This is a genomic window from Solirhodobacter olei, assembly GCF_004010155.1.
Classification (GTDB): domain Bacteria; phylum Pseudomonadota; class Alphaproteobacteria; order Rhodobacterales; family Rhodobacteraceae; genus Solirhodobacter; species Solirhodobacter olei.
The window spans coordinates 112,627-136,351 of the sequence record NZ_RRYH01000015.1 but is presented as its reverse complement, the minus strand read 5'-3'; the positions used below and the strand labels follow the sequence as shown (position 1 = coordinate 136,351).

Sequence of the window (23,725 nt, the reverse complement as noted above, 5' to 3'; positions counted from 1 at the left end):
CACCGGCGCCGGGGCCTGTCGGGGATGTGAGCCGGCATCGGCCTGCCGCGATTAGATATTTTGCGGCGAAGGCCTATCTCCTAGGGTCATTGCGGATAGGTCGACAGTATGGACGAGGATTTACCCCTGCCAGAGGAGACAGAGGGCGCAGGCAGCAAGCCGCGCCCCGTTGCGGTGGTGAACGAAGACCGAATGCGACAGGACGCACCGGATGGTGCAGAGGCAAGGGGCCCCGGGAAGGAGCCGCCGTCCTCGGATGAAGGCGCGTCGCGCAGCAAGGATCGTTCCCGCCTGCGGCGGCGGCGGCTCTTGCTGTTCCTGGTCGTGGTGATCGCGCTCCTTGGCGCGGGCGGAGGGGCGTGGTGGTATTTCTACGCCCGGCTCTACACCTCGACCGACGACGCCTTCATCGACGCCCGTATCGTGCGCATCGCTCCCCAGGAACCGGGGCGCCTCGTGGACGTCCCGATCGACAGCAACACCTCCGTCAAGCCCGGTCAGCTTCTCGCCCGGATCGACCCGGCCGCCGCGAAGGCAAGCTACGATCAGGCGTCGGCGGCGCTGAGCGGGGCGAAGGCAGGCGTGCAAAGCGCCGCCGCGCATCTCGAAGAGGCGAAGGCCGCCATCGCGCAAAGCGAAAGCGCATATGAGGCGGCCCGGATCACGGCCGAGAACGACCAGCGGACGCTCGACCGGTTGCAGGGGCTGAAGAAGAGCAGCGGCAACACGGCCGTGTCGCAACAGCAATTCGACGATGCCCGAACCCGGGCAAGTTCGGCCAAGGCCGATGCCGCCCGCGCAAAGACCGCCGTCGCCTCGGCAAAGGCAAGTGCCGATGCCGCAACGGCCGGCGTCGCTTCGGCCAACGCGCAGCTGAAGCAGGCGAAGGCGGCGTTGGAGGCCGCGCAGGTGACGCTTGACCATCTGACGATCCGCGCTCCGATGGCCGGGCAGATCGTTCAGCTTAACGTCAATCAGGGCAGCTATGTTCAGCCCGGCGAGCAGATCATGGCCCTGGTGCCGGATCACGTCTTCATCACGGCCAATTTCAAGGAGACCGAGCTCGCCCGCATCCATCCGGGCGATCCGGTCAGCATCCATGTCGACGCCTATCCGGGTGTCGATTTTCACGGCAAGGTCCTCTCGATCCAGCGCGGCTCGGGCGAGGCGTTCCAGCTGCTGCCGCCGCAGAACGCCACCGGCAACTATGTGAAGGTCGTACAAAGGGTCCCGGTGAGGATCTCGATCGAAGGGCCGGATCTGTCGAAATACGTGCTCGGCCCCGGCATGTCGGTGGTGCCGACGGTCCGGGTCGGGCAGTGATGGCCGAAGAGGCCCGCCTGCCGCGATCCGCAGCGGGGGCCGCCGGGCCCTGGGTGATGACCTGGGCGATCTCGCTGGCCACCTTCATGGAGGTTCTCGACGTCTCCATCGCGAACGTGGCGCTCAACAATATCGCTGGCAGCCTCGCGGTTTCCTATTCCCAGGGCACCTGGATGATCACGACCTACCTCGTGGCGAATGCCGTGGTGATCCCGATCACGGGCTTCCTTTCGCGGGTGCTGGGCCGAAAGCGCTACTTCCAGATTTCGATCACCCTGTTCACCCTCTCCTCGGTGGCCTGCGCCTTCGCGCCGACACTTGGGTTCCTGCTTTTTGCCCGGACGCTGCAGGGGGTCGGCGGCGGCGGGCTGGCGCCGGTCGAGCAGTCGATGCTCGCCGACAGTTTCGAACCGCACCGGCGCGGCATCGCCTTCGCCGCCTTCGGCATGGTCATCGTCGTCGGTCCGATCTTCGGGCCCACGCTTGGCGGCTGGATCACCGATGCCATCTCCTGGCACTGGATATTCCTCATCAACCTGCCGGTCGGCATCCTCGCGCTGGTCCTGTCCGGCGCCTTCGTGGTCGAGGCGCCGGTGCTGCAGGAAGAGACGCGCCGCACCCGCGAGGGCGGGATCAGGATCGACTGGGTGGGCTTCCTGTTCATGGCGGTGGGCGTTGGCTGCCTGCTCATCATGCTCGACCGCGGCCAGCAGGATGCGTGGTTCTCAAGCGATTTCATCCGCATCCTGGCCGTGCTGACGCTTCTGGGTCTCGGCGGAATGACGGTGTGGGAGCTCAACCACGACGACCCGATCGTTCCCCTGCAGCTTCTGGGGGTGCACAATTTCAGGATCTGCTCGATTCTGATCGCACTGGTGGGCCTGCTCGTCTTCGGCACGATCCAGCTGGTGCCGGAGCTTCTGCAGCGGGTCTATGGCTACACCGCCTACGAGGCCGGGCTGGCGCTGACCATCGGCGGGATCTTCACGATCGTGGTGATGCCGCTTTCGGGCATCCTGTCGGACCGGCTGGACCTTCGCCTCCTCTTGGTGCCGGGCTTCCTGGTCCAGGCGGTCAGCTTCCACTACCTGAGCCAATTCAGCCTCGCGAGCACCTTCTGGAACGCGGTGACGGCCCGGTTCTACATCTCGATCGGCCTGCCGTTCCTCTTCATCCCAATCAGCACAGCGGCCTATCTCGAGCTGCCGCCGGGCGGCGCCGACAAGGCGTCCGCGCTTCTGAACTTCTTCCGCAACCTTGGCGGGGCCTTCGGGATCTCGCTCTGCCAGACGCTTCTTGCCCAGCGGGAACAGTTCCATCAGGTGCGGCTTACCGAGGGGCTCAACATGCTGAACCCGACCTTTTCCACCGCCGTGCGGCAGCTCGGCAGCACCCTCGGCAGCCAGCAGGCCGCAATCGGAAAGATCTACGGCATGACCCGCCTGCAGGCGAGTGTCATGTCCTATGACGACGTCTTTCACGTCCTCACGATCGCGGTGCTGTTCGTGGTGCCGCTGGTCCTGATGCTGCGGGTCGGCAGCCGCAAGGCACGGGCCGCCGCCTCGCAGCCCGCGCACTGACCGCGCCCCTTACTGGAACTCGGCCGTCGGTTCGGGGGTCGCCCGCGCGACGTCAAGCGCATCGACCAGGTCCACGTCCTTGGTCATCAGCGCGCGCCCGATCACGGCACCGGAGATCCCGGGGATGTAATGCAGGCGCGACACGTCATCGATGCTCCGCACGATCCCGCTGGCGATGACCGGATGGCGCGTGCCCTTGGCCAGGCCCGCGATCACGCCCATCGACCCGTCCGGTTCATCGGCGATATAGGCGTCGATGTCCGTGACGATGACGCCAGCCAGCGGCGCGCGGTCGAATTCGGCCAGAAACGCCTCGGGGGTGAATGCGCTGGGCGAGCGCCATCCGTCCGTCATCAGGCGGCCCTGGTAGATGTCCAGCGACAGGATGATCTGGTCGGGATGAAGCTTGGCCAGCTCCTTGACGAGGTCGGGATAATAGACAGCCATCGTGCCGATCACGATGCGCCCCGCGCCCTTGTCGATCCAGCGTTCGACCGCCTCGCGCGACCGGAAGCCGCCGCCGAGCTGCACGGGGATCCCGGCCGCGCTGATGATCTCCTCGATCAGGTCGGAATTATCCCCCGCGTTGCCGAGAAGACGGTTGATGTCGGTCACGTGGAGCCATTCGGCCCCCGCCTCGGCAAAGCGGCGTGCCGTTGCCAGCGGGTCGATGTGCCACAGGACAGGCTCCTCCAGCCGCCCGCGCTTCAGCGACACACATTTACCGTTCATGATTTCAAGGGTGGGATAGAGAATCATGGCAATGCCCTCCGGTGACTGCAGCGCCAATGGTCATGGTACGCCCATTGCGCTCTGTCTTCCACGCGCCGGGCTAAGCCTGTTTTGCGACGCACGTGACGGACAGATTCGGCAGATGCGGCCGCCGCCCCCCCTGTCAGCCATTCCGGCGGCGGTGACCGATCTCGTAGTAATTGCCGGTGCGCGTCTTCAGGTAGGGCACAAGCGGGATCTCTTCCTGCTTCAGGAAGCCCTGCTGCGGCAGCCTGCCATCGCGCACCATCTCGATCACCGCCGCAACCGAGGCAGAGGTCGTCCAGGCAATCGCCGTGCGGGATTTGCCGCCGATCTCGAGCGGGTAGTAGGCTCGCACGAATTCCTCCCGGCCCAGCTGGTCGTCGCGCCAGCCCTCGACGGCGACATGCAGATAGACCACATCGTCCGACACCGGCGGCTTGGCATGGGTGAGGATCCTGCCCGCATCGGCCCGGTTTTCGCGCATCAGCAGCTCGTGGAAGAAGAAGTTCATCAGCGTGACGTGGCCCGGATAGCGCATCGTCTTGTAATCCAGGTTCTCGACCCGGTCGGCGAAGGTCTCGCACATCGTGCCAAGGCCGCCGGAGGTCGTGAACGCCTCAAGCTGCATGCCGTCGATATGGATGGTCTCCAGCCACTCCATCGCCGAGACGGATTTAAGCACGCCCTCCTCGATCACCTCGCAGTCGTTGAGGTATTCGTTGACCACGCCCTCGGGGGACCAGTTGAAGGCATAGCCCAGAAGCCCCGTCGGGTTCTGGGGCAGCGCCCCGACGCGCAGCCGGATCGACCGCACCTTGTCAAACTGCCCGGCCAGATGGGCCCCGACGATCCCGACGAAACCCGGCGCCAGACCGCATTGCGGTGCCATCACGCCGCGCGCCGTCGCGGCCAGGCGGCGGATATGTTTCGTCGTCGGCACGTCCTCGGTCAGGTCGAAGTAGTGGAGGCCAAGCGCATGGGCCGCGCTCGCGACCCCGGTGTTGAGGCTGTAGGGCAGGCAGGACAGCACCGCCTCCTGTCCCCACAGAATGTCCTGAAGGCCCTCCGCCTCCGTCAGGTTGGCGACCCGCGTGGCGAAGGGCGCCTCCGTCACGGCGCGCGCGTCGATCCCGGTGACCTCGAAGCCCGAGGCAGCCAGAAGCTCGGCGGCCAGATGCCCGACCTTGCCCAGGCCAAGCACGGCGATCCTGCTGAAAGACATGAGGTTTTCCCTTTCCTTGCCGGCCATCGCCCCTGCGTGGCCCCGGCGCATTCTGCCGTGCAGAGTGATGGGCATGGCTGACGAAATCCCCCGGCAGATTGCCCGCTCCGGTGTCAAACCGCCGAATTCTGCCGGGCGGATGGGCGCATTGCCCGTGCCCCCCCTTCCCCCCCGTGCCCCCCCGTGCCCCAAGGGAACCGGCAGCGCGGGGCCGTCTGGCAGGAACGTCCGGCAGGACCGTTTGCAAGAAAATTAAGCTCACCCCCTCCTGCCGGGGGAATTTATTGCGTGGGAGGGGCCGCCGCCGTCCCAATGGGCTTGACAATCAACGACGTGTGAATAGCCTTACCCCAAAGGCTCAGAGTGGCCACTGGCAAGAACGCCCGCTTAAGCGCTGTCGATCAGATGGTGCTTCTGCGGGCTTTTTTATTTTCTGACGTGGGGCGACTGCTCATGGTTAAGCGCATCGAAGTTGGATTGCTGTTTTCGCGATCCGGGACCTACGCGCTCATTTCCGAAAGCTGCCGGGCGGGTGCGCTGAAGGCCATCGAGCGGGTCAACGCCCGGCCGGATGCCCGGATCGAGATCGTGCCGGTAGAGCGGGATCCGGGCGGCAACGTCGACCGCTACGCGCCTCTGGCCGAGGACATTCTGCGCGACACCGGGGCCCGCCACATCATCGGCTGCATCACCTCCTGGAGCCGGAAGGAAGTCATCCCCGCGCTCGAGAAGCACGGCGGGATGCTCTGGTATCCGGCCCCCTATGAAGGGTTCGAGGCGAGCGAGAACGTCGTCTACATGCACGCCTGCCCGAACCAGCACATCCTGCCACTGCTGGCCTATGTCGTGCCGCGCTTCGGGTCGCGCGCCTTTCTGGTCGGCTCCAACTACATCTGGGGGTGGGAGACCAACCGCATCGCGCGCGACCTGATCGGGGACGCGGGCGGCACCGTGCTGGGGGAACGGTACCTGGCGATGGGCGACGAGGATGTCGGGCGCATTGTCGAGGACATCCGCATCCAGCGCCCCAATTTCATCCTCAACAACTTCGTGGGCGCCACCTCCTACGCCTTCCTGCGCGCCTATGCCGAGCTTGGCCGGCAGGATCCGTGGTTCCAGCCCGGCACCTGCCCGCTGATCAGCTGCAACATCTCCGAGGCAGAGCTGCCCGCGATCGGCGGGAATGGAGAGGGCCACCTCTCCGTTGGCCCCTATTTCGACGGGGTGCCGGGCGGCAAGGACGAGGGCCTCGACTCCTCCTTCATGGCTTCCGCCTACAGCGCCGTCTCGATCCTGGCAGAGATGCTCGACGGCGAGACCCCCGCGGGCGGCGCGATGGATTTCGCCGGCCGGCGGTTCCGGACGCCCCTCGGCCAGATCGCGATCGACCCGGCGACGCGGCACGCCCATCTGCCGGTGCGGATCGCCCGCATCCACGATGGCCGTTTCGATGTGGTGGAGGAGTCTGCCGCCTGCCTCGCCCCGGATCCCTATCTCTCACGCTACGATCCGATGACGGCATTCGGGCGCCCGGGCCTTCGGGTGGTGTCATGACGGCGCGGCGCATCCCGATCCTCGGCGGCGCGCATGCCGTCATCCTGCACCGGCCGCACGACGTGGTGGAGGCGCTGGCGCGGCAGCTGACCGCGATCGGCCTGACCGCCGAGCAGGCCTGGCCGGAGGTGCCCGCAAGCGCCGTCCGGGCCGATTTCCTGTTCTTCGACGCCGACATGGGCTTCGACGACCAGTTTCCGTGGAAGCCCGGCGCGGCCCCTATGCCGACGATCGCGCTTATCGGCTCGGAAGCGCCCGGGCGCATCGAATGGGCGCTCTCGCACTCCGCCAATGCGCAGCTGCTGAAGCCGGTCGGCAGTGCCGGGGTCTATTCCTCGCTGCTGATCGCGCGGCAGACCTTCGAACAGAACAAGGCGCTGGAGGCGAAGGTCGCGAGCCTTCGCGAGCGGATTTCCCAGCGCGAGACGATCGTGCGGGCGGTCGCGGCCCTGGCGCAGGCCGGCGGCAGCCAGGAGGCGGGCTTCGCCCGGTTGCGCAGCCTCGCCATGGACAGCCGCCTGACGATGGAGGAGGCGGCCCAACGCGTGCTTGCCTATCGCGAAACAGATATGGAGCGGGCCGACCGCCAGGTGACCAAGTGACCGCCGCTGCAGATACCCCCAAGCGCGAGCGCGGAGCGATCTCGCGGCTTCTGTCCCGCCCGCTGGCGATCTTCGGCCTGGCGATCATCGCGCTGGTGGTGCTGGGCGCGGTCTTCGCGCCCTACCTGACGCCCTACGGTCCGGACGATCAGATGTTCGACGGGCTGACGCTTCAGGGCGCCCCGCTTGCCCCGAACGCCAAATTCCTGCTCGGCACCGATCTTCTCGGGCGGGACCTTCTGACGCGGATCCTCTTCGGGGCGCGGACCTCGCTGATCATCGGCATCGTGGCGAACGGCATCTCTCTCTTCATCGGAACGCTCGTGGGCGTGCTGGCCGGGTTCTACCGCGGCTGGGTCGCCACGATCCTGATGCGCTTCACCGACCTGATGATGGCCTTTCCCGCGCTGCTCCTCGCCATCAGCCTGGCCGCCGTCTTCACGCCCAGCCTCTGGATCGTCGCCATGGTGATCGCGCTGGTGAACTGGGTGCAGATTGCCCGCGTGATCTTCACCGAGACCCGCTCGCTGGCCGAACGCGAGTTCATCGAGGCCGAGCGCTCGATCGGCGCCGGGGCAGGGCGGATCCTGACCCGCCACATCCTGCCGCATCTCTTCCCCACGATCATCGTCTGGGGAACGCTGGGCATTTCGACGACCGTGCTGCTGGAGGCGACGCTCAGCTTCCTCGGCGTCGGGGTGCAGCCGCCGACCCCCTCCTGGGGCAACATCATCTTCGAGAACCAGACCTACTTCCAGTCGGCGCCCTGGCTCGTCTTCTTCCCCGGCGTGGCGATCCTGCTGCTCGCGCTTGCCTTCAACTTGGTGGGAGACGCGCTGCGCGATGTTCTTGACCCGACACAGCGGGGGCATCTGAAATGATCGCCTATCTTGCGAAGCGGATCGTGCAGTCGATCCTCATCCTTTTCGGCGTGTCCCTCGTCACCTTCGCGCTGCTCTACCTGCTGCCGGCAGACCCGGTACGCCAGATCGCCGGCCGCAACGCCAGTCCGCAGATGATCGCGAATATCCGCAGGGAGCTTGGCCTCGATCAGCCGTTCATCGTGCAGTACTGGCGCTACCTGGTGCGGCTGCTGCACGGGGATCTCGGCCGGTCCTACCTGCAGCGGACCGAGGTCGGATCGCTCATCGCGGCGCGGCTGCCCGCGACGCTCCTTCTGATGGTCGGCTCGATCTTCTGCGAGCTCTCCATGGGGCTGACCATGGGGCTTTTCGCGGCCCTGCGCCGCGGAACCAAGACCGACCAGGCGCTGATGGTCGTCTCCTTCGTCGGGGTTTCCGCGCCGCAGTTCGTCGTGGGCCTTCTGCTCCTCTACGTCTTCGCCGTGCAGCTCGCGTGGTTCCCGATCGGCGGCTACGGCCATTTCTCGAACCTCGTGCTGCCCTCGGTGACGCTCGGGATCCTCGGGGCGGGCTGGTATTCGCGGATGATGCGGTCCTCGATGATCGACGTGCTCCGGCAGGACTTCATCCGCACCGCCCGGGCCAAGGGGCTGAAGCGCGCCGCCATCCTGTTCCGCCACGCTCTGCCAAACGCGATCCTGCCCATCGTCGCCATGGTCGGCATCGACATCGGCCTCTTCATGTCCGGCATCGTCGTGGTCGAAAGCGTCTTCGGCTGGCCCGGAATCGGCCAGCTCGCCTGGCAGGCGATCCAGCGCGTCGACACGCCGATCATCATGGGCGTCACCCTGGTATCCGCGGTCGCCATCGTGCTGGGCAACCTTCTCGCCGACCTGATCGCGCCCTTCATAGATCCCCGGATCAAGCTCAAGTGACAGGTTTCAACCCACCGCTTTCCAAACGGAGGCAAGCAATGAAGAAAATACTGACAACAGGGATTGCTGCAGCACTGCTCGGGATGACGGCCATGCCGAGCACCGTGCTGGCAGACGACGGCACGCCGCAGCAGGGGGGCGACATCACCGTCACCTTCTCGAACGACGTCGCCACGCTCGACCCGGCCATCGGCTACGACTGGCAGAACTGGTCGATGATCAAGAGCCTCTTCGACGGGCTGATGACCTACAAGCCGGGCACCACCCAGCTCGAGCCGGACCTCGCCAAGAGCTACAAGATCTCCGCCGACGGCAAGACCTACACCTTCACCCTGCGCGACGGGATCAAGTTCTCCAACGGCCGCGCCATCACCGCCGAGGACGTGAAATACTCGCTCGACCGCGTGGTGAACCCGAAGACGCAAAGCCCGGGGGCAAGCTTCTTCTCCACCATCGTCGGCTATGACCAGGTCGCCGCCGGCAAGGCGACAGAGCTGTCCGGCGTGAAGGTCCTCGACCCGAAAACGGTAGAGATCGACCTGTCGCAGCCCGACGCCGCCTTCCTGCAGAAGATGGCGCTGAACTTCTCCTTCGTCGTGCCGAAGGAAGCCGTCGAGAAATGGGGCGCCGACTTCGGCCACCACCCGGTCGGCAGCGGCGCCTTCGAGATGAAGCAGTGGGACGTCGGCCAGAAGCTCGTCTTCGTCCGCAACCCGGATTACTGGCAGAAGGGTCTGCCGCATCTCGACCAGATCACCTTCGAATTCGGCCAGGCCCCGATCGTCGCGCTTCTCCGCCTGCAGCGGGGCGAGATCGACATCGCCGGTGACGGCATCCCGCCGGCCAAGTTCCTTGAAGTGATGAAGGACCCGAAGACGCGGAAGAACATCGTCGAGGGCGAACAGCTTCAGACCGGCTACATCACGATGAACACGACCGAGAAGCCCTTCAACAACGTGAAGGTGCGCCAGGCCGTGAACATGGCGATCAACAAGAAGCGGATCATCCAGATCATCAACGGCCGCGCCATCCCGGCGAAAGAGCCGCTGCCGCCGCTGATGCCGGGCTACAACAAGGACATCCAGGGCTACAAGTTCGACCCGGCAGGTGCCAAGAAGCTCCTGGCCGAGGCCGGCTATCCGAAGGGCTTCTCGACCGAGCTCTACGTCTACAACACCGATCCGAACCCGCGCATCGCTCAGGCGATCCAGCAGGATCTGTCGAACGTCGGCATCAAGGCCGCGATCAAGTCGCTCGACCAGGCCAACGTGATCTCGGCCGGCGGTTCCGACAAGGGCGTGCCGATGATCTGGTCCGGTGGCATGGCCTGGATTGCCGATTACCCCGATCCGTCGGACTTCTACTGGCCGATCCTGAGCTGCGAGGGCGCGGTGCCCGGCGGCTGGAACTGGGCGAAGTTCTGCGACAAGGCGCTGGACGCGCAGGCCAAGAAGGCGGACGCGCTGGTCGCCCCCGATCAGCAGGCCGAGCGCAACAAGATGTGGGGCGAGATCTACGCCAAGGTCGTGAAGGAAGCGCCCTGGGTCTCGGTCTTCCACGAGAAGCACTACACGATGCGCTCCGACCGCATGGCCGGGCCGGACGCCCTCTACGCCGACCCGATCAACATCCCGGTGAACTACAACAATATCTGGGTGAAGAATGTGCACTAAGTGTGACTACACGATCCACAGCCACCATCATCACTTCGGCTGGGACAATTCGATCGAACCTGCCGGGCGCATTGCGCCCGGCACCACGGTCGAGTTCGAATGCGTGGATTCCTCGGGCGGCCAGCTGACCGCGAAAAGCACAGCCGCCGATATCGCGACGCTGTCCTTCGACAAGATCAACCCGGTCACCGGGCCGATCTTCGTCGATGGCGCGGAGCCCGGCGACGCGCTGAAGATCACCATCGAGGAGTTCAAGCCCTCCGGCTTCGGCTGGACCGCGAACATTCCGGGCTTCGGCCTTCTGGCCGATGACTTCAAGGATCCGGCGCTGAACATCTGGTCCTATGACAAGGGGTCCATGGAGCCCGCGCTCTTCGGAAAGAACGCGCGGGTTCCGCTGAAGGCGTTCGCCGGCACCATCGGCAATGCGCTGGCGGAGCCGGGGCTGCATTCGGTGGTCCCCCCGCGCCGGGTGGGCGGCAATCTCGACATCCGCGATCTCTCCGCCGGCACGGTCCTCTATCTGCCGGTCGAGGTGGCGGGCGCGCTCTTCTCGGTGGGCGACACGCATGCCGCCCAGGGCGATGGCGAAGTCTGCGGGACCGCGATCGAAAGCCCGATGAACGCGGTGCTGACTTTCGAGCTGGAGAAGCAGGCGAACCTCGCCATGCCGCGCTTCACCACGCCGGGGCCGGTCACGCGCCACCTCGACGCGAAGGGCTACGAGGTCACCACCGGCGTCGGCGCCGACCTGATGGCCGGGGCGAAGGCGGCGGTCTCGCAAATGGTCGACCTGCTCGCCGGGCGCTACAACATCGCGCCGGTGGAGGCCTATATGCTCTGCTCCGTCTGCGGCGACCTGCGCATCAGCGAGATCGTCGACATGCCGAACTGGGTCGTCTCGTTCTACTTTCCACGCTGTGTGTTTGAATGAACCAGCCACAGTCCAGCGCTTCAGCCGGCATCGCGATGCCGGCTGATCCCCCCGTCCTGTCCGTCAGCGGGCTGACCGTCGTCGTCGGCAGCGAGGACGGGCCGAGGCCGGTCGTCTCCGGCCTCAGCTTCGAGCTGCGCCGCGGCGAGACGCTGGCGCTCGCCGGCGAATCCGGCTCCGGCAAGTCGATGACATCGCTCGCGATCATGGGCCTCCTGCCCAGGCCCGCCGCAAAGATCTCCGCCGGCTCGGTGATGCTGGGCGACATCGACCTCGCCCAGCTGGGCGAGGGGCGGATGCGCCAGATCCGCGGCAGCCGGATCGCGATGATCTTCCAGGAGCCGATGACCTCGCTGAACCCGGTCCTGACCATCGGCCGCCAGCTTATCGAGGCGATCCAGGCGCATGAGCCGCTCGGCCGCGCCGCCGCCCGCGCCCGCGCGATCGAGGCGCTCGAGGCCGTCCGTATCCCCGAGGCGGCCAGCCGCCTGACGCAATATCCCCACGAGCTTTCCGGCGGCATGCGCCAGCGGGTCATGATTGCCATGGCGCTCGCCCTCAAGCCCGACGTGCTGATCGCGGACGAGCCGACAACCGCGCTCGACGTGACCGTGCAGGCGCAGATCCTGCAGCTGCTGAAGGATCTGCAGCAGGAAATGGGCACTGCGATCATCCTGATCACCCACGACATGGGCGTCGTCGCCGAAACGGCCGACCGCGTGATCATCCTGCGCGACGGAAAGATGGTCGAGCAGAACAACATCCGCAGCCTGTTCCGCGAACCCTCCCAACCCTATACGCGAGAGCTGCTGGCCGCCGTTCCGCGCATCCGCGTCGGGGCCCAGGCGCCGGCGGCGCCCGTGCCCGCCCCGAAGGCGGATCCGCTTCTTTCGGTCGACGACCTGACGGTCCGCTTCGACCTGCACGGCGGCTTCTTCGGCCAGGTGGACCGCCGGGTCCACGCCGTCGAAGGCATCTCTCTCGAGATCGGCCGCCGCGAGACGTTCTCGGTCGTGGGCGAATCCGGCTGCGGCAAGTCCACCACCGCCAAGGCGATCGCGGGCCTCGTGCCCTACACCGGCGATCTGGTGCTCGACGGCCGCAACATGTCCGCCCGCGATGCGCGCGAGCGTCTGGCGCTGCGGCGCGATGTGCAGATGATCTTCCAGGACCCGTTCGCCTCCCTCGACCCGCGGATGACGGTCGGCGATCTGGTGCGCGAGCCGCTCGACATCCACGGCATCGGCGATCCCGCCGAGCGCCTCGACCGGGTGGCGGGCCTTTTCAACCGCGTCGGCCTCTCGGCCGACCAGATGACCCGGTATCCGCATGAATTCTCCGGCGGGCAGCGGCAGCGCATATGCATTGCCCGGGCGCTTGCGCTTCGGCCCAAGCTGATCGTGGCGGACGAGAGTGTCTCGGCCCTCGACGTCTCGGTGCAGGCGCGGGTGCTCGATCTTCTGAAGGAGCTTCAGGCAGAGTTCGGCATCTCCTACATGTTCATTTCGCACGACATGGCGGTGGTGGAGAATATCTCCGACCGGATCGCGGTCATGTATCTGGGCCAGATCGTGGAGATGGGGCGCTGTTCGCAGATCTTCTCGAACCCGCGCCACCCCTACACGCGCCGGCTGATCGAAGCGGTGCCGGTCCCTGACCCGGAACATCGCCGCGAGGCCTTCCCGCGCATGCTGGGCGAGATTCCCAGCCCCGTCCGCAAGCTCGGGGATGAGCCGGTCCGCGTTCCCCTCGTCGATGTCGGCGACGGACATCTTGTGGCCGCCGACGCGGATGCCTGAACGCGGGCGCCTTGCCCGCCCGAACGGCCGGCTTTTCTGAGCATTTGCGCCCCCCGGTTCCGGCGACGCCGGGGCCGGGGGGAAGGCCGCCACGGCCGTTTCAGGGCCTTGAAATCACGTAGGTTTCTGACGCGCGGCCTTTCGCCCCCGCCTGGCCCCGCCCCTGTCCCGAGATGGGCGCGCCGAACGGTGCCGCCGCCCACCATGCCGTGCAGCCCTGCACGGGGCCTGCGCGCTGACGGGGGGAAGCGCCACGGCGGTTTTGCGCTAGATTGATCCTGGCAACGGACAGGAGGCGCGAGATGAGCTGGACACCCCTTATGGACCCAAGCGTTCCAATCGGCGACGCGGTCGACGCAATCGAGGCGGTGATCGTGCCGCGCGCCCGCGACCTCGGCGGCTTCGAAGTGCGCCGCGCGCTGCCCTCGGCGAAGCGCCAGATGGTCGGCCCCTTCATCTTCTTCGACCAGATGGGTCCGGCAGAGTTCCTGACCGGCCAGGGCATCGACGTGCGCCCGCACCCGCATATCGGGCTCGCCACTGTCACCTATCTCTTCCAGGGACGGATGCATCACCGCGACAGCCTCGGCACCGACCAGTGGATCGAGCCGGGGGCGGTGAACCTGATGGTCGCGGGGCAGGGGATCACCCATTCCGAACGCACCGACGGCCCGGCGCGGCAGGCGCCGCAGACCATGTTCGGCGTGCAGACCTGGCTCGCCCTGCCGCTGGAGAAGGAGGACGACCCGGCGGGCTTCTCCCATGCCGCGGCGGACAAGCTGCCGGTTCTGGAGGCGGAGGGCAAATCCGTGCGCCTGATCCTCGGCCGCGCATGGGGGGCGGAGGCACCGGTGCCCGTGCCATCCGAGATGTTCTACGCCGACGTCACCCTCGCCCCCGGCGCGGCGCTGCCGCTGCCCGAGGATCAGGAGGATCGCGGCCTCTACATCCTCTCCGGCTCGGTCTCTTCGGGCGGTCAGAGCTACGAGGCCGGCCGCATGCTCGTCTTCCGGCCCGGCGACCGCCTGGCCGTGCGCGCGGGGGCCGGGGGCGCCCGGATGCTGGCGCTCGGCGGGGCGACGCTGGAAGGTTCGCGGCATATCTGGTGGAACTTCGTCGCCTCCTCGAAGGAGCGGATCGAGGCCGCGAAGGAGGCCTGGCGCGCCGGCGACTGGGCCCACGGCCGCTTCCGCCTGCCGCCCGGCGACGACGCAGAGTTCATCCCCGCCCCCGATCGGTAGGGAGGGATGGAGGGGCCGGCCCGGAACAGCGGTGCGCAGCACCGACGGACCGGCGCCTGTCCGCGGGCAGGCGCAGTCCTTCCTCCGCGTAGGGCGCGCACTCAGTGCGCACCGTCTACCGCCGCACCCGTTGCGCAAACCGCCCGACCACCGTCCCGAAATACGGTGCTTTTACGGTGCGAAAGCGGTGCTTGATCGGTGCCCTGTCGGCAGCCCCCTTCAGCCCTCTCCTCGCCTCCCACTTTCGTGAGCCGAATCCCGCACAACCGAACCGCGATTTGACACAGGTCAGGGCGCCGCCGCCCGGTCCGCAGCAGCCTCCTCCCAGGCAAGGAGGCATGCATGTTCGAAGTCAGATTGCACGGACGCGGCGGTCAGGGGGTCGTCACGGCGGCGGAACTTCTCTCCGTCGCGGCATTCGACGAGGGGCGCCACGCACAGGCCTTCCCCTCCTTCGGATCAGAGCGGACAGGGGCCCCCGTCGCCTCTTTCTGCCGCATCGACGAGCGCGAGATCCGGTTGCGCGAACCCATCGTCGACCCCGACGCGCTGATTATTCAGGACCCGACGCTGTTCCACTCCGTGGATGTCTTCGCGGGTCTCAAGGACGGCGGCTACCTGCTTGTGAATTCAACGAAAACCCTTGCCGAGCTAGGCATTTCCGATGTCGCCGAAAGGCTTCCCCCCGGCCATGCCCTCTGCCTGCCCGCGACCGAGATCGCGCTGCGTCACATCGGCCGCCCCCTGCCCAACGCGGCGCTTCTGGGCGGCTTCGCCGCGCTCACAGGCCGCGTCGGGCTGGCGGCCGTACTGAAGGCCATCCGCGCCCGCTTCGCCGGCCGGGTCGGCGAGGCCAACGCAGCGGCGGCCGAGGAGGCCTTCACCCTGATGCAGAAGGAGGTTGCGCCATGCTGAAGCAGATCGAGGGCTCCCAGGGCATGGCCGAGGCGATCGCCCTCTGCCGCCCGCAGGTCATCTGCGCCTACCCGATCACGCCGCAGACCCATATCGTCGAGGGCCTCGGCGCCATGGTGAAGGACGGCCGCCTCCAGGGCTGCGAATATATCAACGTGGAAAGCGAATTCGGCGCCATGTCCGTCGCCATCGGCGCCTCGGCAGGGGGCGCGCGGGCCTATACGGCGACGGCGAGCCAGGGGCTGCTTTTCATGGCCGAGGCGGTCTACAACGCCGCCGGCCTCGGCCTGCCGATCGTGATGACGCTCGGCAACCGCGCCATCGGTGCCCCGATCAACATCTGGAACGACCATTCCGACGCCATGGCGCTGAAGGATGCCGGCTGGATCCAGCTTTACGCCGAGACCAACCAGGAGGCGGCGGACCTCCACATCCAGGCCTTCCGCATCGCCGAGGAATTGTCTTGCCCCGTAATGGTTTGCGTCGATGGCTTCATCCTGACCCATGCCTTCGAACGTATCGACCTGCCGACCCAGGAAGAGGTCGACCGCTTCCTGCCGCCCTATGTGCCGGTCCAGCAGCTCGACCCGGACAACCCCTATTCCATCGGCGCCATGGTCGGGCCGGAGGCCTTCACCGAGGTCCGCTATCTCGGCCACCAGAAGCACATCGACGCGCTGGAGGTGATCCCCCGCGTGGCCGATGAGTTCCGCGCCGCCTTCGGCCGCGAAGCCGGCGGGTTGATCCGCCCCTACCGCCTCGAGGGGGCCGAGACGGTGCTCGTCGCGCTCGGCTCCATCAACGGCACGATCAAGGACGTTGTGGACGCAGAGCGCGAGCGCGGCGTGAAGGCCGGCGCGATCTCGATCTGCTCCTTCCGGCCCTTCCCGCTGGCCGAGCTGAACGAGGCCCTGTCAGGCGCCAAACGCGTGGTCTGCATCGAAAAAAGCCTTTCCCCCGGGCTTGGCGGGGTACTCGCCTCCAACCTCCGCATGGCACTGCGCGGGCACGCGGTCCCGGTCTACACCGTCATCGCCGGGCTCGGCGGCCGGCCGATCCTGCGCTCCGGCATCGCCGGGGTGATCGAGGCGGCGGGCCGCGACGCGCTCGACGACATCACCTTCCTCGACCTCAACCGCAGCGCGGTCGAGGGCCAGCTGACCCGCGCCGCGGGGCTGCGCGAATCCGGGCCGATCGCGGAGAACCTGCTGAAGGCCCTGAACCCGGGGCTTGTCCACCGGGTCTCGCCAAGGAGGGCCGGGGAATGAACGATCAGGCGGAAACCGGCGGCCAGAGGGTCCGCTTCTACCAGACCGGCACCCATACCGTCGGCAACCGGCTGATGGATGCCGCGACACGCACGGTGCAGAGCTCCATCGACCGCTCCAATGCCATCACCTCCGGTCATCGCGCCTGCCAGGGCTGCGGCGAGGCATTGGGCGCGCGCTATGCGCTCGACGCGGCGATGCGGGCCGCGGGCGGGCGGATGGTGGCGGTGAACGCGACCGGCTGCCTCGAGGTCTTCACCACGCCTTACCCCGAGACTTCCTGGCAGATCGCCTGGCTCCACTCGGTCTTCGGCAATGCCCCGGCGGTGGCGACCGGCGTCGCGGCGGCGATGCGGGCGACCGGCAGGACCGATGTGCGGGTCGTGGCGCAGGGCGGGGACGGCGGCACCACGGATATCGGATTTGGCTGTCTTTCCGGTATGTTCGAGCGCAATGATGATGTGCTTTACATCTGCTACGACAACGAAGCCTACATGAATACCGGCGTGCAGCGCTCCTCGGCCACGCCGGCCTTCGCGCGCACCGCGACCACGCCGGCCGTGGGCCCGCACCCGGGCAATGTCTTTGGCACCGGGAAGAACCTGCCGCGCATCGCCATGGCGCACGAAATCCCCTATGTCGCCACCGCCTCGGTCGCGGATCTGCACGACCTGGAGGCGAAGGTGACCCGCGCCATGGCGATCGGGGGCGCGCGCTACATCCACATCATGGTGCCGTGTCCGCTGGGCTGGGGTTCTGCCTCGCAGGACACGATCAAGCTGGCCCGGCTGGCGGTGGAAAGCGGCCTCTTCCCGCTGTTCGAGGCCGAGCATGGCGACGTGACGGCGGTCAAGACCATCCGCCACCAGGTGCCGGTGGAGGCGTATCTGAGGCCGCAGAAGCGCTTCGCCCATCTCTTTCGAGAGGGGCATGAGGATCACCAGACCCTGGCGGCGATCCAGGCGATGGCGGATGCCAATATCCGCCGCTACGGGCTGCTCGGGGAGGGCAAGGCATGAACGACGCGGTGAAACCTTTCGCGATCACGCTCGATCCCGGCTCCAGCAAGCTGAACCACACCGGGTCCTGGCGGACGGAGCGGCCCGTCTACGTCGACAAGCTGCCGCCCTGCAACAACCAGTGCCCGGCGGGCGAGAACATCCAGGGCTGGCTGTTCGAGGCCGAGAGCGGCGATTACGAGGCCGCCTGGCAGATCCTGATGCGCGACAACCCGATGCCGGCGGTGATGGGGCGGGTCTGCTACCATTCCTGCGAAACCGCCTGCAACCGCGCAAAGCTAGACGAGGCCGTCTCGATCCACGCCGTGGAGCGGTTCCTTGGCGATTATGCGATCGAGAAGGGGCTGAGGCCTGCCGTCAGCGCGGACCCCAGCGGCAAGCGGGTGCTTGTGATCGGGGCCGGACCCTCGGGCCTTTCTGCGGCCTACCACCTGACCCGGATGGGCCATGCCGTGACGATCCGCGAGGCGGGACCCATGGCCGGTGGCATGATGCGCTTTGGCATTCCGAAATACCGCCTGCCGCGCGCGGTTCTGGATGCCGAGATCGCCCGCATCCTCGACATGGGCGTGACGCTGGAGCTGAACACCAAGGTTACGGATATAGAGGCCGCCTTCGCCGAGGGCTTCGACGCGATCTTCGCCGCCGTCGGCGCGCATCTGGCCAAGAGGATCGACATTCCCGCCCATGCCGCTGGCCGAATTCTCGACGCAGTGAGCCTGCTTGAGCAGGTCGAGACCGGCGCGGCCCCCGCGCTCGGCCGGCGGGTGATCGTCTACGGCGGCGGCAATACCGCGATGGACGTGGCCCGGTCGGCCAGGCGGCTGGGCGCGGAGGAGGCGATGATCGTCTACCGCCGCTCCCGCAAGGAGATGCCGGCGCATGAATTCGAGGCGCGGGAGGCAGAGGACGAGGGCGTCCTGATCCACTGGCTCCGCACCATCAAGGAGATCGACGAAACCCGTTTCACCGTGGAAAAGATGCTGATCGATGCCGAGGGCCGGCCTCAGCCGACGGGCGAATTCGAGACGCTGGAGGCCGACACGCTGATCCTCGCCCTCGGCCAGGATGTGGACACGTCCTTTCTGACCCGGGTCGCCGGGGTGGAGATCGCGAAGGACGGCGTGGTCGGCGTCGACGCGCGGATGATGACTGGCCGGGCAGGCCTGTTCGCGGGCGGCGACATGGTGCCGGCGGAACGGACGGTGACGGTCGGCATCGGCCACGGCAAGAAGGCCGCGCGCCACATCGACGCCTGGCTGCGCGGCGCGGCATATGGCGCTTCCGAGCGCCATCCGCTGGCGGAGTTCGAGGGCCTGAACACCTGGTATTACGACGACGCGCCCCGTTCGGTGCAGGCGGAACTGGCGATGGTGCGCCGGCAGACGAGCTTCGACGAGGTCGTCGAGGGCCTGACCGAGGACACCGCGCTTTACGAGGCGCGGCGCTGCCTGTCCTGCGGCAACTGCTTCGAATGCGACAACTGCTTCGGCGTCTGCCCGGACAATGCGGTCATCAAGCTCGGCCCCGGCAACCGCTTCCGCATCGACTACGATTTTTGCAAGGGCTGCGGCCTTTGCGCCGCCGAATGCCCCTGCGGGGCGATCCAGATGGTGCCCGAGATCGGCTGACCGCCGCCGCCGTTGATACATGTCAAGGCGGTGCGCGGGCGCCGCACCTAGGGTTTCGGAAAGGTTGAATTAGCGCGATCGGAGGCCGTTATGGACGCCAAAGTTGCCTTGGACGACAACGTTGTTTTCTTTGAGAATCTGAAGCGCGGTGACGTCGCCCGCGTGGGTGGCAAGAACGCCTCGCTGGGCGAGATGATCGGCACGCTTGCCGCCAAGGGCATCCGTGTGCCGGCGGGCTTCGCCACCACTGCGGATGCGTTCCGCAAGTACATCGAGTTCAACGATCTCGGCAGCCGCATCGGCGCGGTTCTGGCCGACCTGAAGGACGGCAAGATCGCGCTCGCCGAGGCCGGAAAGTCGATCCGGGGCATGATGATCGCCGGCGACTGGCCGCAGGACATCCGGAAGGACATCGCCACCGCCTACCGCGAGCTTTCAAAGCGCGTGGGTCGGGCAGAAGCCTCGGTCGCGGTCCGCTCCTCCGCCACCGCCGAGGACCTGCCTGACGCCAGCTTCGCAGGCCAGCAGGAGACATACCTCAACGTCTCGGGCGAGGCCGCGCTTCTGGATGCCTGCCGCCGCTGCTACGCCTCGCTCTTCACCGACCGGGCGATCACTTACCGGGCCGTGAAGGGCTTCGACCACATGAAGGTCGCGCTTTCGGTCGGGGTGCAGCAGATGGTGCGCTCCGATACCGGCGGCTCAGGGGTGATGTTCTCGATCGATACCGAGTCGGGCTTCGACAAGGTGGTGCTTATCACCGCGGCCTGGGGACTGGGCGAGAACGTGGTGCAGGGCGCCGTCGATCCCGATGAGTACGAGGTCTACAAACCCTTCATCGGCAAGAAGAAACTGGTGCCGATTCTGGAGAAACGACTGGGCGAGAAAGAGATCAAGATGATCTACGACAGCGCCCATGGCCGCACCACACGCAACGTGCGGACCTCGAAGGCCGAGCGTGAACGTTTCGTGCTGTCGGATGCCGAGATCCTTGACCTCGCCCGCATGGCGGCGGTGATCGAGGCGCATTACGGCCTGCCGATGGACATGGAATGGGCCCGCGACGGCGAGACGGGCGAGCTCTACATCGTCCAGGCGCGGCCCGAGACCGTGCAGAGCCGCGCCAAGGCGGCGGCGATGAAATCCTACACCGTCAAGACCCGGGGCGAGGTTCTGCTCAGCGGTCTCTCGGTCGGCAGCGCGGTCGCGACGGGCCGGGTCTGCCTGATCGAAAGCGCTAAGGAGATCGACCGCTTCGTCGACGGCTCGATCCTGGTGACCTCGACCACCGACCCGGACTGGGTGCCGATCATGAAACGCGCCTCGGCCATCGTCACCGATCACGGCGGCCGCACCTCCCACGCCGCCATCGTCAGCCGCGAACTGGGCCTACCCGCGGTGGTGGGTACCGGCAACGCCACGCATCTGCTGCATGACGGCCAGGACGTGACGGTGAACTGCGCCGAAGGCGAGACCGGCACCGTGCTCGCCGGGATCTCGGACTTCGAGGTGGAGGAACTCTCGCTCGACCACGTGCCTGAGACGAAGACCAGGATCATGCTCAACATGGCCAACCCCTCTGCCGCCGCCCGGTGGTGGCGGCTGCCGAGCGAGGGCGTGGGGCTGGCGCGGATGGAATTCGTCATCAACAACGCGATCAAGGCACATCCGCTGGCCCTTCTGAACTTCGACCGGCTCAAGGATGCCGATGCCAAGTCGGCGCTCGCCGAACTGACCAAGGGCTATGCCGACAAGGCGGAGTACTTCGTCGACGGTCTGGCCCGTGGTCTCAGCCGGATCGCGGCTGTGGTCTATCCCAAGCCGGTCATCGTCCGGATGAGCGACTTCAAGACCAATGAATATGCCGAGCTTCTGGGTGGCCGCGAATTCGAGCCGAAGGAAGAGAACCCCATGATCGGCTTCCGCGGCGCCTCGCGTTATTATTCAGAGGCTTACCGCGAGGGCTTCAAGCTGGAATGCAAGGCGATCCGGCGGCTGAGGGAGGAGATGGGCTTCGACAATGTCGTGGTCATGATCCCGTTCTGCCGGACGCTGGAGGAGGCCGACAAGGTGCTGGAGGTGATGGCCGAAGCCGGCCTGAAGCGCGGCAAGAAGGATCTCAAGGTCTATGTGATGTGCGAGATCCCCTCCAACGTGATCCTGGCCGAGGACTTCGCCAAGCGCTTCGACGGCTTCTCGATCGGGTCGAACGACCTGACCCAGCTGACGCTGGGGGTGGACCGCGACTCGGGCGAGCTGGCGGAGCTCTTCGACGAGCGGAACCCGGCTGTGCTATGGATGATCGAGACGGTGATCAAGCGCGCGCACAAGGCGGGCGCCAAGGTCGGGCTCTGCGGGCAGGCGCCATCGAACGATCCGGAATTCGCGCGGCTCCTGGTGAAGGCGGGGATCGACACGATCTCCGTCACGCCGGACAGCTTCCTCGCCGTGAAGCGGCATGTTGCCGCCGCCGAGAAGGCGTAGCGCCCCGCAACCATCCCGGCGGTCTTGCTTTTCGCCGCCGCCGGGCCAAGCTTCTCTCAGCGTTTGCCTCGGTCGGCTGAACCGGGGCGCAAGCGGAGGCGGGAAGCATGTCCGATGCCGGGGCCGACCCCGCACTCGCCTGGAGCAAGGGTCTCCGGGCCGAGTTGCGGATGATGGTGGCGGCCTTCTGGGCCTCCTCCCGTCGCAACCGTCTTCTGGGGCTGGCCGCAGGGCTGGTCGGCGTCGTCGGCGCAACGGCCTATATGCAGATCCGGCTCAATGCCTGGAACCGTCCGTTCTACGACGCGCTGACACGGAAGGACCTGGGTGAATTCACCACCCAGCTCGGCGTCTTCGCGATGCTCGCTGGGATACTCCTCGTTCTCAACGTCAGCCAGACCTGGCTGAACCAGATGGCCCGGCTGGTGCTGCGGCAGGGGCTGGTGGAGGATCTCTTCGGTCAGTGGCTGGCGCCGCTTCGCGCCTTCCGCCTGGCAAATGCAGGCGCCATCGGCACCAATCCGGACCAGCGCCTGTCGGCCGACGCACAGCACCTGGCAGACCTGACCACCGACCTTGGTGTGGGGCTTCTGCAGGCGACGCTGCTTCTGGCCTCCTTCATCGGCGTCCTCTGGGGCCTGAGCGCAGGCATGTTCTTCAAGGTCGGGCCCTATGTGTTTGATCCGCCTGGATACATGGTCTGGTGCGCGCTGTTTTACGCCGGCACCGCCTCGGCGCTCAGCTGGGCCGTCGGGCGGCCTCTGATCCGCCTCGATGCCGAGCATTACGCCCGCGAGGCGGACCTCAGGTTCGAACTGGTGCGCGTCTCCGAAGGGGTGGAGGCGATCGCCATGTACGGAGGCGAGGCGGCGGAACGTGCGCGGCTCGACGCCACCTTCGGCTCCGTCTACCACGTGCTGCGGCGGATCGTGACGGCGACGACGCGGCTCACCTGGGTGACCGCGGGTTACGGCTGGTTCGCCATCGTCGCGCCGATCCTCGTTGCCATGCCGAGTTATTTCGCGGGCAAGACGAGCTTCGGCGAGCTGATGATGATCGTGGGCGCCTTCAACCAGGTACAGGCCTCGCTGCGCTGGTATGTCGACAACTTCTCCGCCATCGCCGACTGGCGCGCCACCATGCTCAGGGTGGCGGGCTTTCGCGAGGCGATGGTGGCGATGGACCGCCTCGGCCAGGACGCGCGGCGCATCGCGCTGACAGAGGTGGAGGGTGGCGCGATCCGCCTAGACGGGGTGCAGGTCGCTGGGCCGGCGGGCTGCGTCACGCTCGAAGGCGGGCCGGCGGAGCTGATGCCGGGCGAGCGGGTGCTGGTCGGCGGTGGCCATGGCGAGGGCAAGACGCTCTTCTTCCGCGCGCTGATCGGGCTCTGGCCCTGGGGCGCGGGCAGTATCGCGCGCCCGTCGCGGAACCGGATCATCTTCGTGCCGGCCCGGGCCTATGTGCCGACCGGGCAGTTGCGCGACTGCGTCGCCTATCCGCGCCCGGCGGCGGAGTTCACCGATGCCGAGCTGACCGCTGCGCTGGAGGCGGTCGGCCTTTCGCGGCTGACCGGGCTTCTCGACAAGCCCCACCGCTGGGAGCGGCACCTGAGCGAGAACGAGAAACACTGCCTCGCCTTCGCCCGTGCCCTGCTGCAGCGGCCGGACTGGGTGGTGATCGACGACGCGCTCAACTTCCTCGATCGGCCGAGCCGGGAGCGGATCGAGGGGATCTTCCTCGGCGCGCTCTCCGGTGTGGGCGTGGTCAACATCGGCCATGACGGCGGGCGGGAAGGGTTCTACACGCGCCGCCTTACGCTGCGGCTTGATCCGGAAGGGCCTTGCTTCGTGCCGGCGGGCGGGGAGGGTGAGTAAGGCGCGCCCGCCCGGCCCTCGCGCGCGGACGGGGCGGGCGGGAATGAGTATT

Annotated in this window: 18 protein-coding genes; 16 read left to right on the top strand and 2 right to left on the bottom strand. The window is 67.0% G+C overall.

Features of this window, described 5'->3' with window-relative positions:
- Window positions 1-192 precede the first annotated feature (192 nt).
- Together EIP85_RS12415 and EIP85_RS12410 are read left to right on the top strand one after the other, a co-directional pair.
- The gene (locus EIP85_RS12415; RefSeq protein WP_164871717.1) at window positions 193-1,323 is read left to right on the top strand and encodes an HlyD family secretion protein; all 1,131 of its coding nucleotides are present in this window, start codon (window positions 193-195) and stop codon (window positions 1,321-1,323) included.
- Window positions 1,323-2,903: a DHA2 family efflux MFS transporter permease subunit gene (locus tag EIP85_RS12410; protein WP_127902504.1), complete on the top strand. Its 1,581-nt coding sequence runs from the start codon at window positions 1,323-1,325 to the stop codon at window positions 2,901-2,903. Before EIP85_RS12415 ends, EIP85_RS12410 begins: the two co-directional genes overlap by 1 nt.
- 9 nt (window positions 2,904-2,912) lie before the next feature.
- Here the strand turns inward: EIP85_RS12410 and EIP85_RS12405 are convergent, their stop codons facing one another.
- Together EIP85_RS12405 and EIP85_RS12400 are read right to left on the bottom strand one after the other, a co-directional pair.
- The gene (locus tag EIP85_RS12405) at window positions 2,913-3,662 is read right to left on the bottom strand and encodes a 1-(5-phosphoribosyl)-5-[(5-phosphoribosylamino)methylideneamino]imidazole-4-carboxamide isomerase (RefSeq protein ID WP_127902503.1); all 750 of its coding nucleotides are present in this window, start codon (window positions 3,660-3,662) and stop codon (window positions 2,913-2,915) included.
- A 136-nt stretch (window positions 3,663-3,798) separates the two neighbouring features.
- Window positions 3,799-4,881 carry a saccharopine dehydrogenase family protein gene (locus EIP85_RS12400; RefSeq protein ID WP_127902502.1) on the bottom strand — a complete coding sequence of 361 codons (1,083 nt, stop codon included), beginning with the start codon at window positions 4,879-4,881 and terminating at the stop codon, window positions 3,799-3,801.
- A 453-nt stretch (window positions 4,882-5,334) separates the two neighbouring features.
- On the opposite strand from EIP85_RS12400, the gene EIP85_RS12395 reads away from it, so the two are divergent.
- From EIP85_RS12395 to EIP85_RS12330, 14 genes are all read left to right on the top strand, one after another.
- The gene (locus EIP85_RS12395) at window positions 5,335-6,435 is read left to right on the top strand and encodes a transporter substrate-binding protein (RefSeq protein WP_127902501.1); all 1,101 of its coding nucleotides are present in this window, start codon (window positions 5,335-5,337) and stop codon (window positions 6,433-6,435) included.
- The gene (locus EIP85_RS12390) at window positions 6,432-7,037 is read left to right on the top strand and encodes an ANTAR domain-containing response regulator (RefSeq protein ID WP_127902500.1); all 606 of its coding nucleotides are present in this window, start codon (window positions 6,432-6,434) and stop codon (window positions 7,035-7,037) included. Before EIP85_RS12395 ends, EIP85_RS12390 begins: the two co-directional genes overlap by 4 nt.
- Window positions 7,034-7,918 carry an ABC transporter permease subunit gene (locus tag EIP85_RS12385; protein WP_127902499.1) on the top strand — a complete coding sequence of 295 codons (885 nt, stop codon included), beginning with the start codon at window positions 7,034-7,036 and terminating at the stop codon, window positions 7,916-7,918. Before EIP85_RS12390 ends, EIP85_RS12385 begins: the two co-directional genes overlap by 4 nt.
- A complete protein-coding gene (locus EIP85_RS12380; protein ID WP_127902498.1) occupies window positions 7,915-8,835 on the top strand; it encodes an ABC transporter permease in 921 nt (306 codons plus the stop codon). The genes EIP85_RS12385 and EIP85_RS12380 overlap by 4 nt, the downstream gene beginning before the upstream one ends.
- A gap of 38 nt (window positions 8,836-8,873) precedes the next feature.
- The gene (locus EIP85_RS12375) at window positions 8,874-10,508 is read left to right on the top strand and encodes an ABC transporter substrate-binding protein (RefSeq protein WP_127902497.1); all 1,635 of its coding nucleotides are present in this window, start codon (window positions 8,874-8,876) and stop codon (window positions 10,506-10,508) included.
- A complete protein-coding gene (locus EIP85_RS12370; RefSeq protein ID WP_127902496.1) occupies window positions 10,498-11,442 on the top strand; it encodes an acetamidase/formamidase family protein in 945 nt (314 codons plus the stop codon). Before EIP85_RS12375 ends, EIP85_RS12370 begins: the two co-directional genes overlap by 11 nt.
- 35 nt (window positions 11,443-11,477) lie before the next feature.
- Window positions 11,478-13,241, top strand: a complete 1,764-nt coding sequence (locus tag EIP85_RS12365; RefSeq protein WP_127902495.1) for an ABC transporter ATP-binding protein — start codon at window positions 11,478-11,480, stop codon at window positions 13,239-13,241.
- A gap of 302 nt (window positions 13,242-13,543) precedes the next feature.
- Window positions 13,544-14,482 (top strand): pirin family protein, encoded by a 939-nt coding sequence (locus EIP85_RS12360; protein ID WP_127902494.1) that lies wholly within the window; start codon window positions 13,544-13,546, stop codon window positions 14,480-14,482.
- Between the two features lie 342 nt (window positions 14,483-14,824).
- The gene (locus tag EIP85_RS12355) at window positions 14,825-15,397 is read left to right on the top strand and encodes a 2-oxoacid:acceptor oxidoreductase family protein (RefSeq protein ID WP_127902493.1); all 573 of its coding nucleotides are present in this window, start codon (window positions 14,825-14,827) and stop codon (window positions 15,395-15,397) included.
- Window positions 15,391-16,665 (top strand): pyruvate ferredoxin oxidoreductase, encoded by a 1,275-nt coding sequence (gene porA / locus EIP85_RS12350; protein ID WP_127902492.1) that lies wholly within the window; start codon window positions 15,391-15,393, stop codon window positions 16,663-16,665. Before EIP85_RS12355 ends, porA begins: the two co-directional genes overlap by 7 nt.
- Entirely contained in the window at window positions 16,662-17,684 is a 1,023-nt protein-coding gene (locus EIP85_RS12345; RefSeq protein ID WP_127902491.1) for a thiamine pyrophosphate-dependent enzyme, read from the top strand. Before porA ends, EIP85_RS12345 begins: the two co-directional genes overlap by 4 nt.
- Entirely contained in the window at window positions 17,681-19,315 is a 1,635-nt protein-coding gene (locus EIP85_RS12340; protein WP_127902490.1) for an NAD(P)-binding protein, read from the top strand. The genes EIP85_RS12345 and EIP85_RS12340 overlap by 4 nt, the downstream gene beginning before the upstream one ends.
- A 90-nt stretch (window positions 19,316-19,405) precedes the next feature.
- A complete protein-coding gene (gene ppsA / locus EIP85_RS12335) occupies window positions 19,406-21,799 on the top strand; it encodes a phosphoenolpyruvate synthase (protein WP_127902489.1) in 2,394 nt (797 codons plus the stop codon).
- Window positions 21,800-21,906: 107 nt separating this feature from the next.
- Window positions 21,907-23,673, top strand: coding sequence for an ABC transporter ATP-binding protein/permease (locus EIP85_RS12330; protein ID WP_127902488.1), 1,767 nt, complete (start codon window positions 21,907-21,909; stop codon window positions 23,671-23,673).
- Window positions 23,674-23,725: the final 52 nt, after the last annotated feature.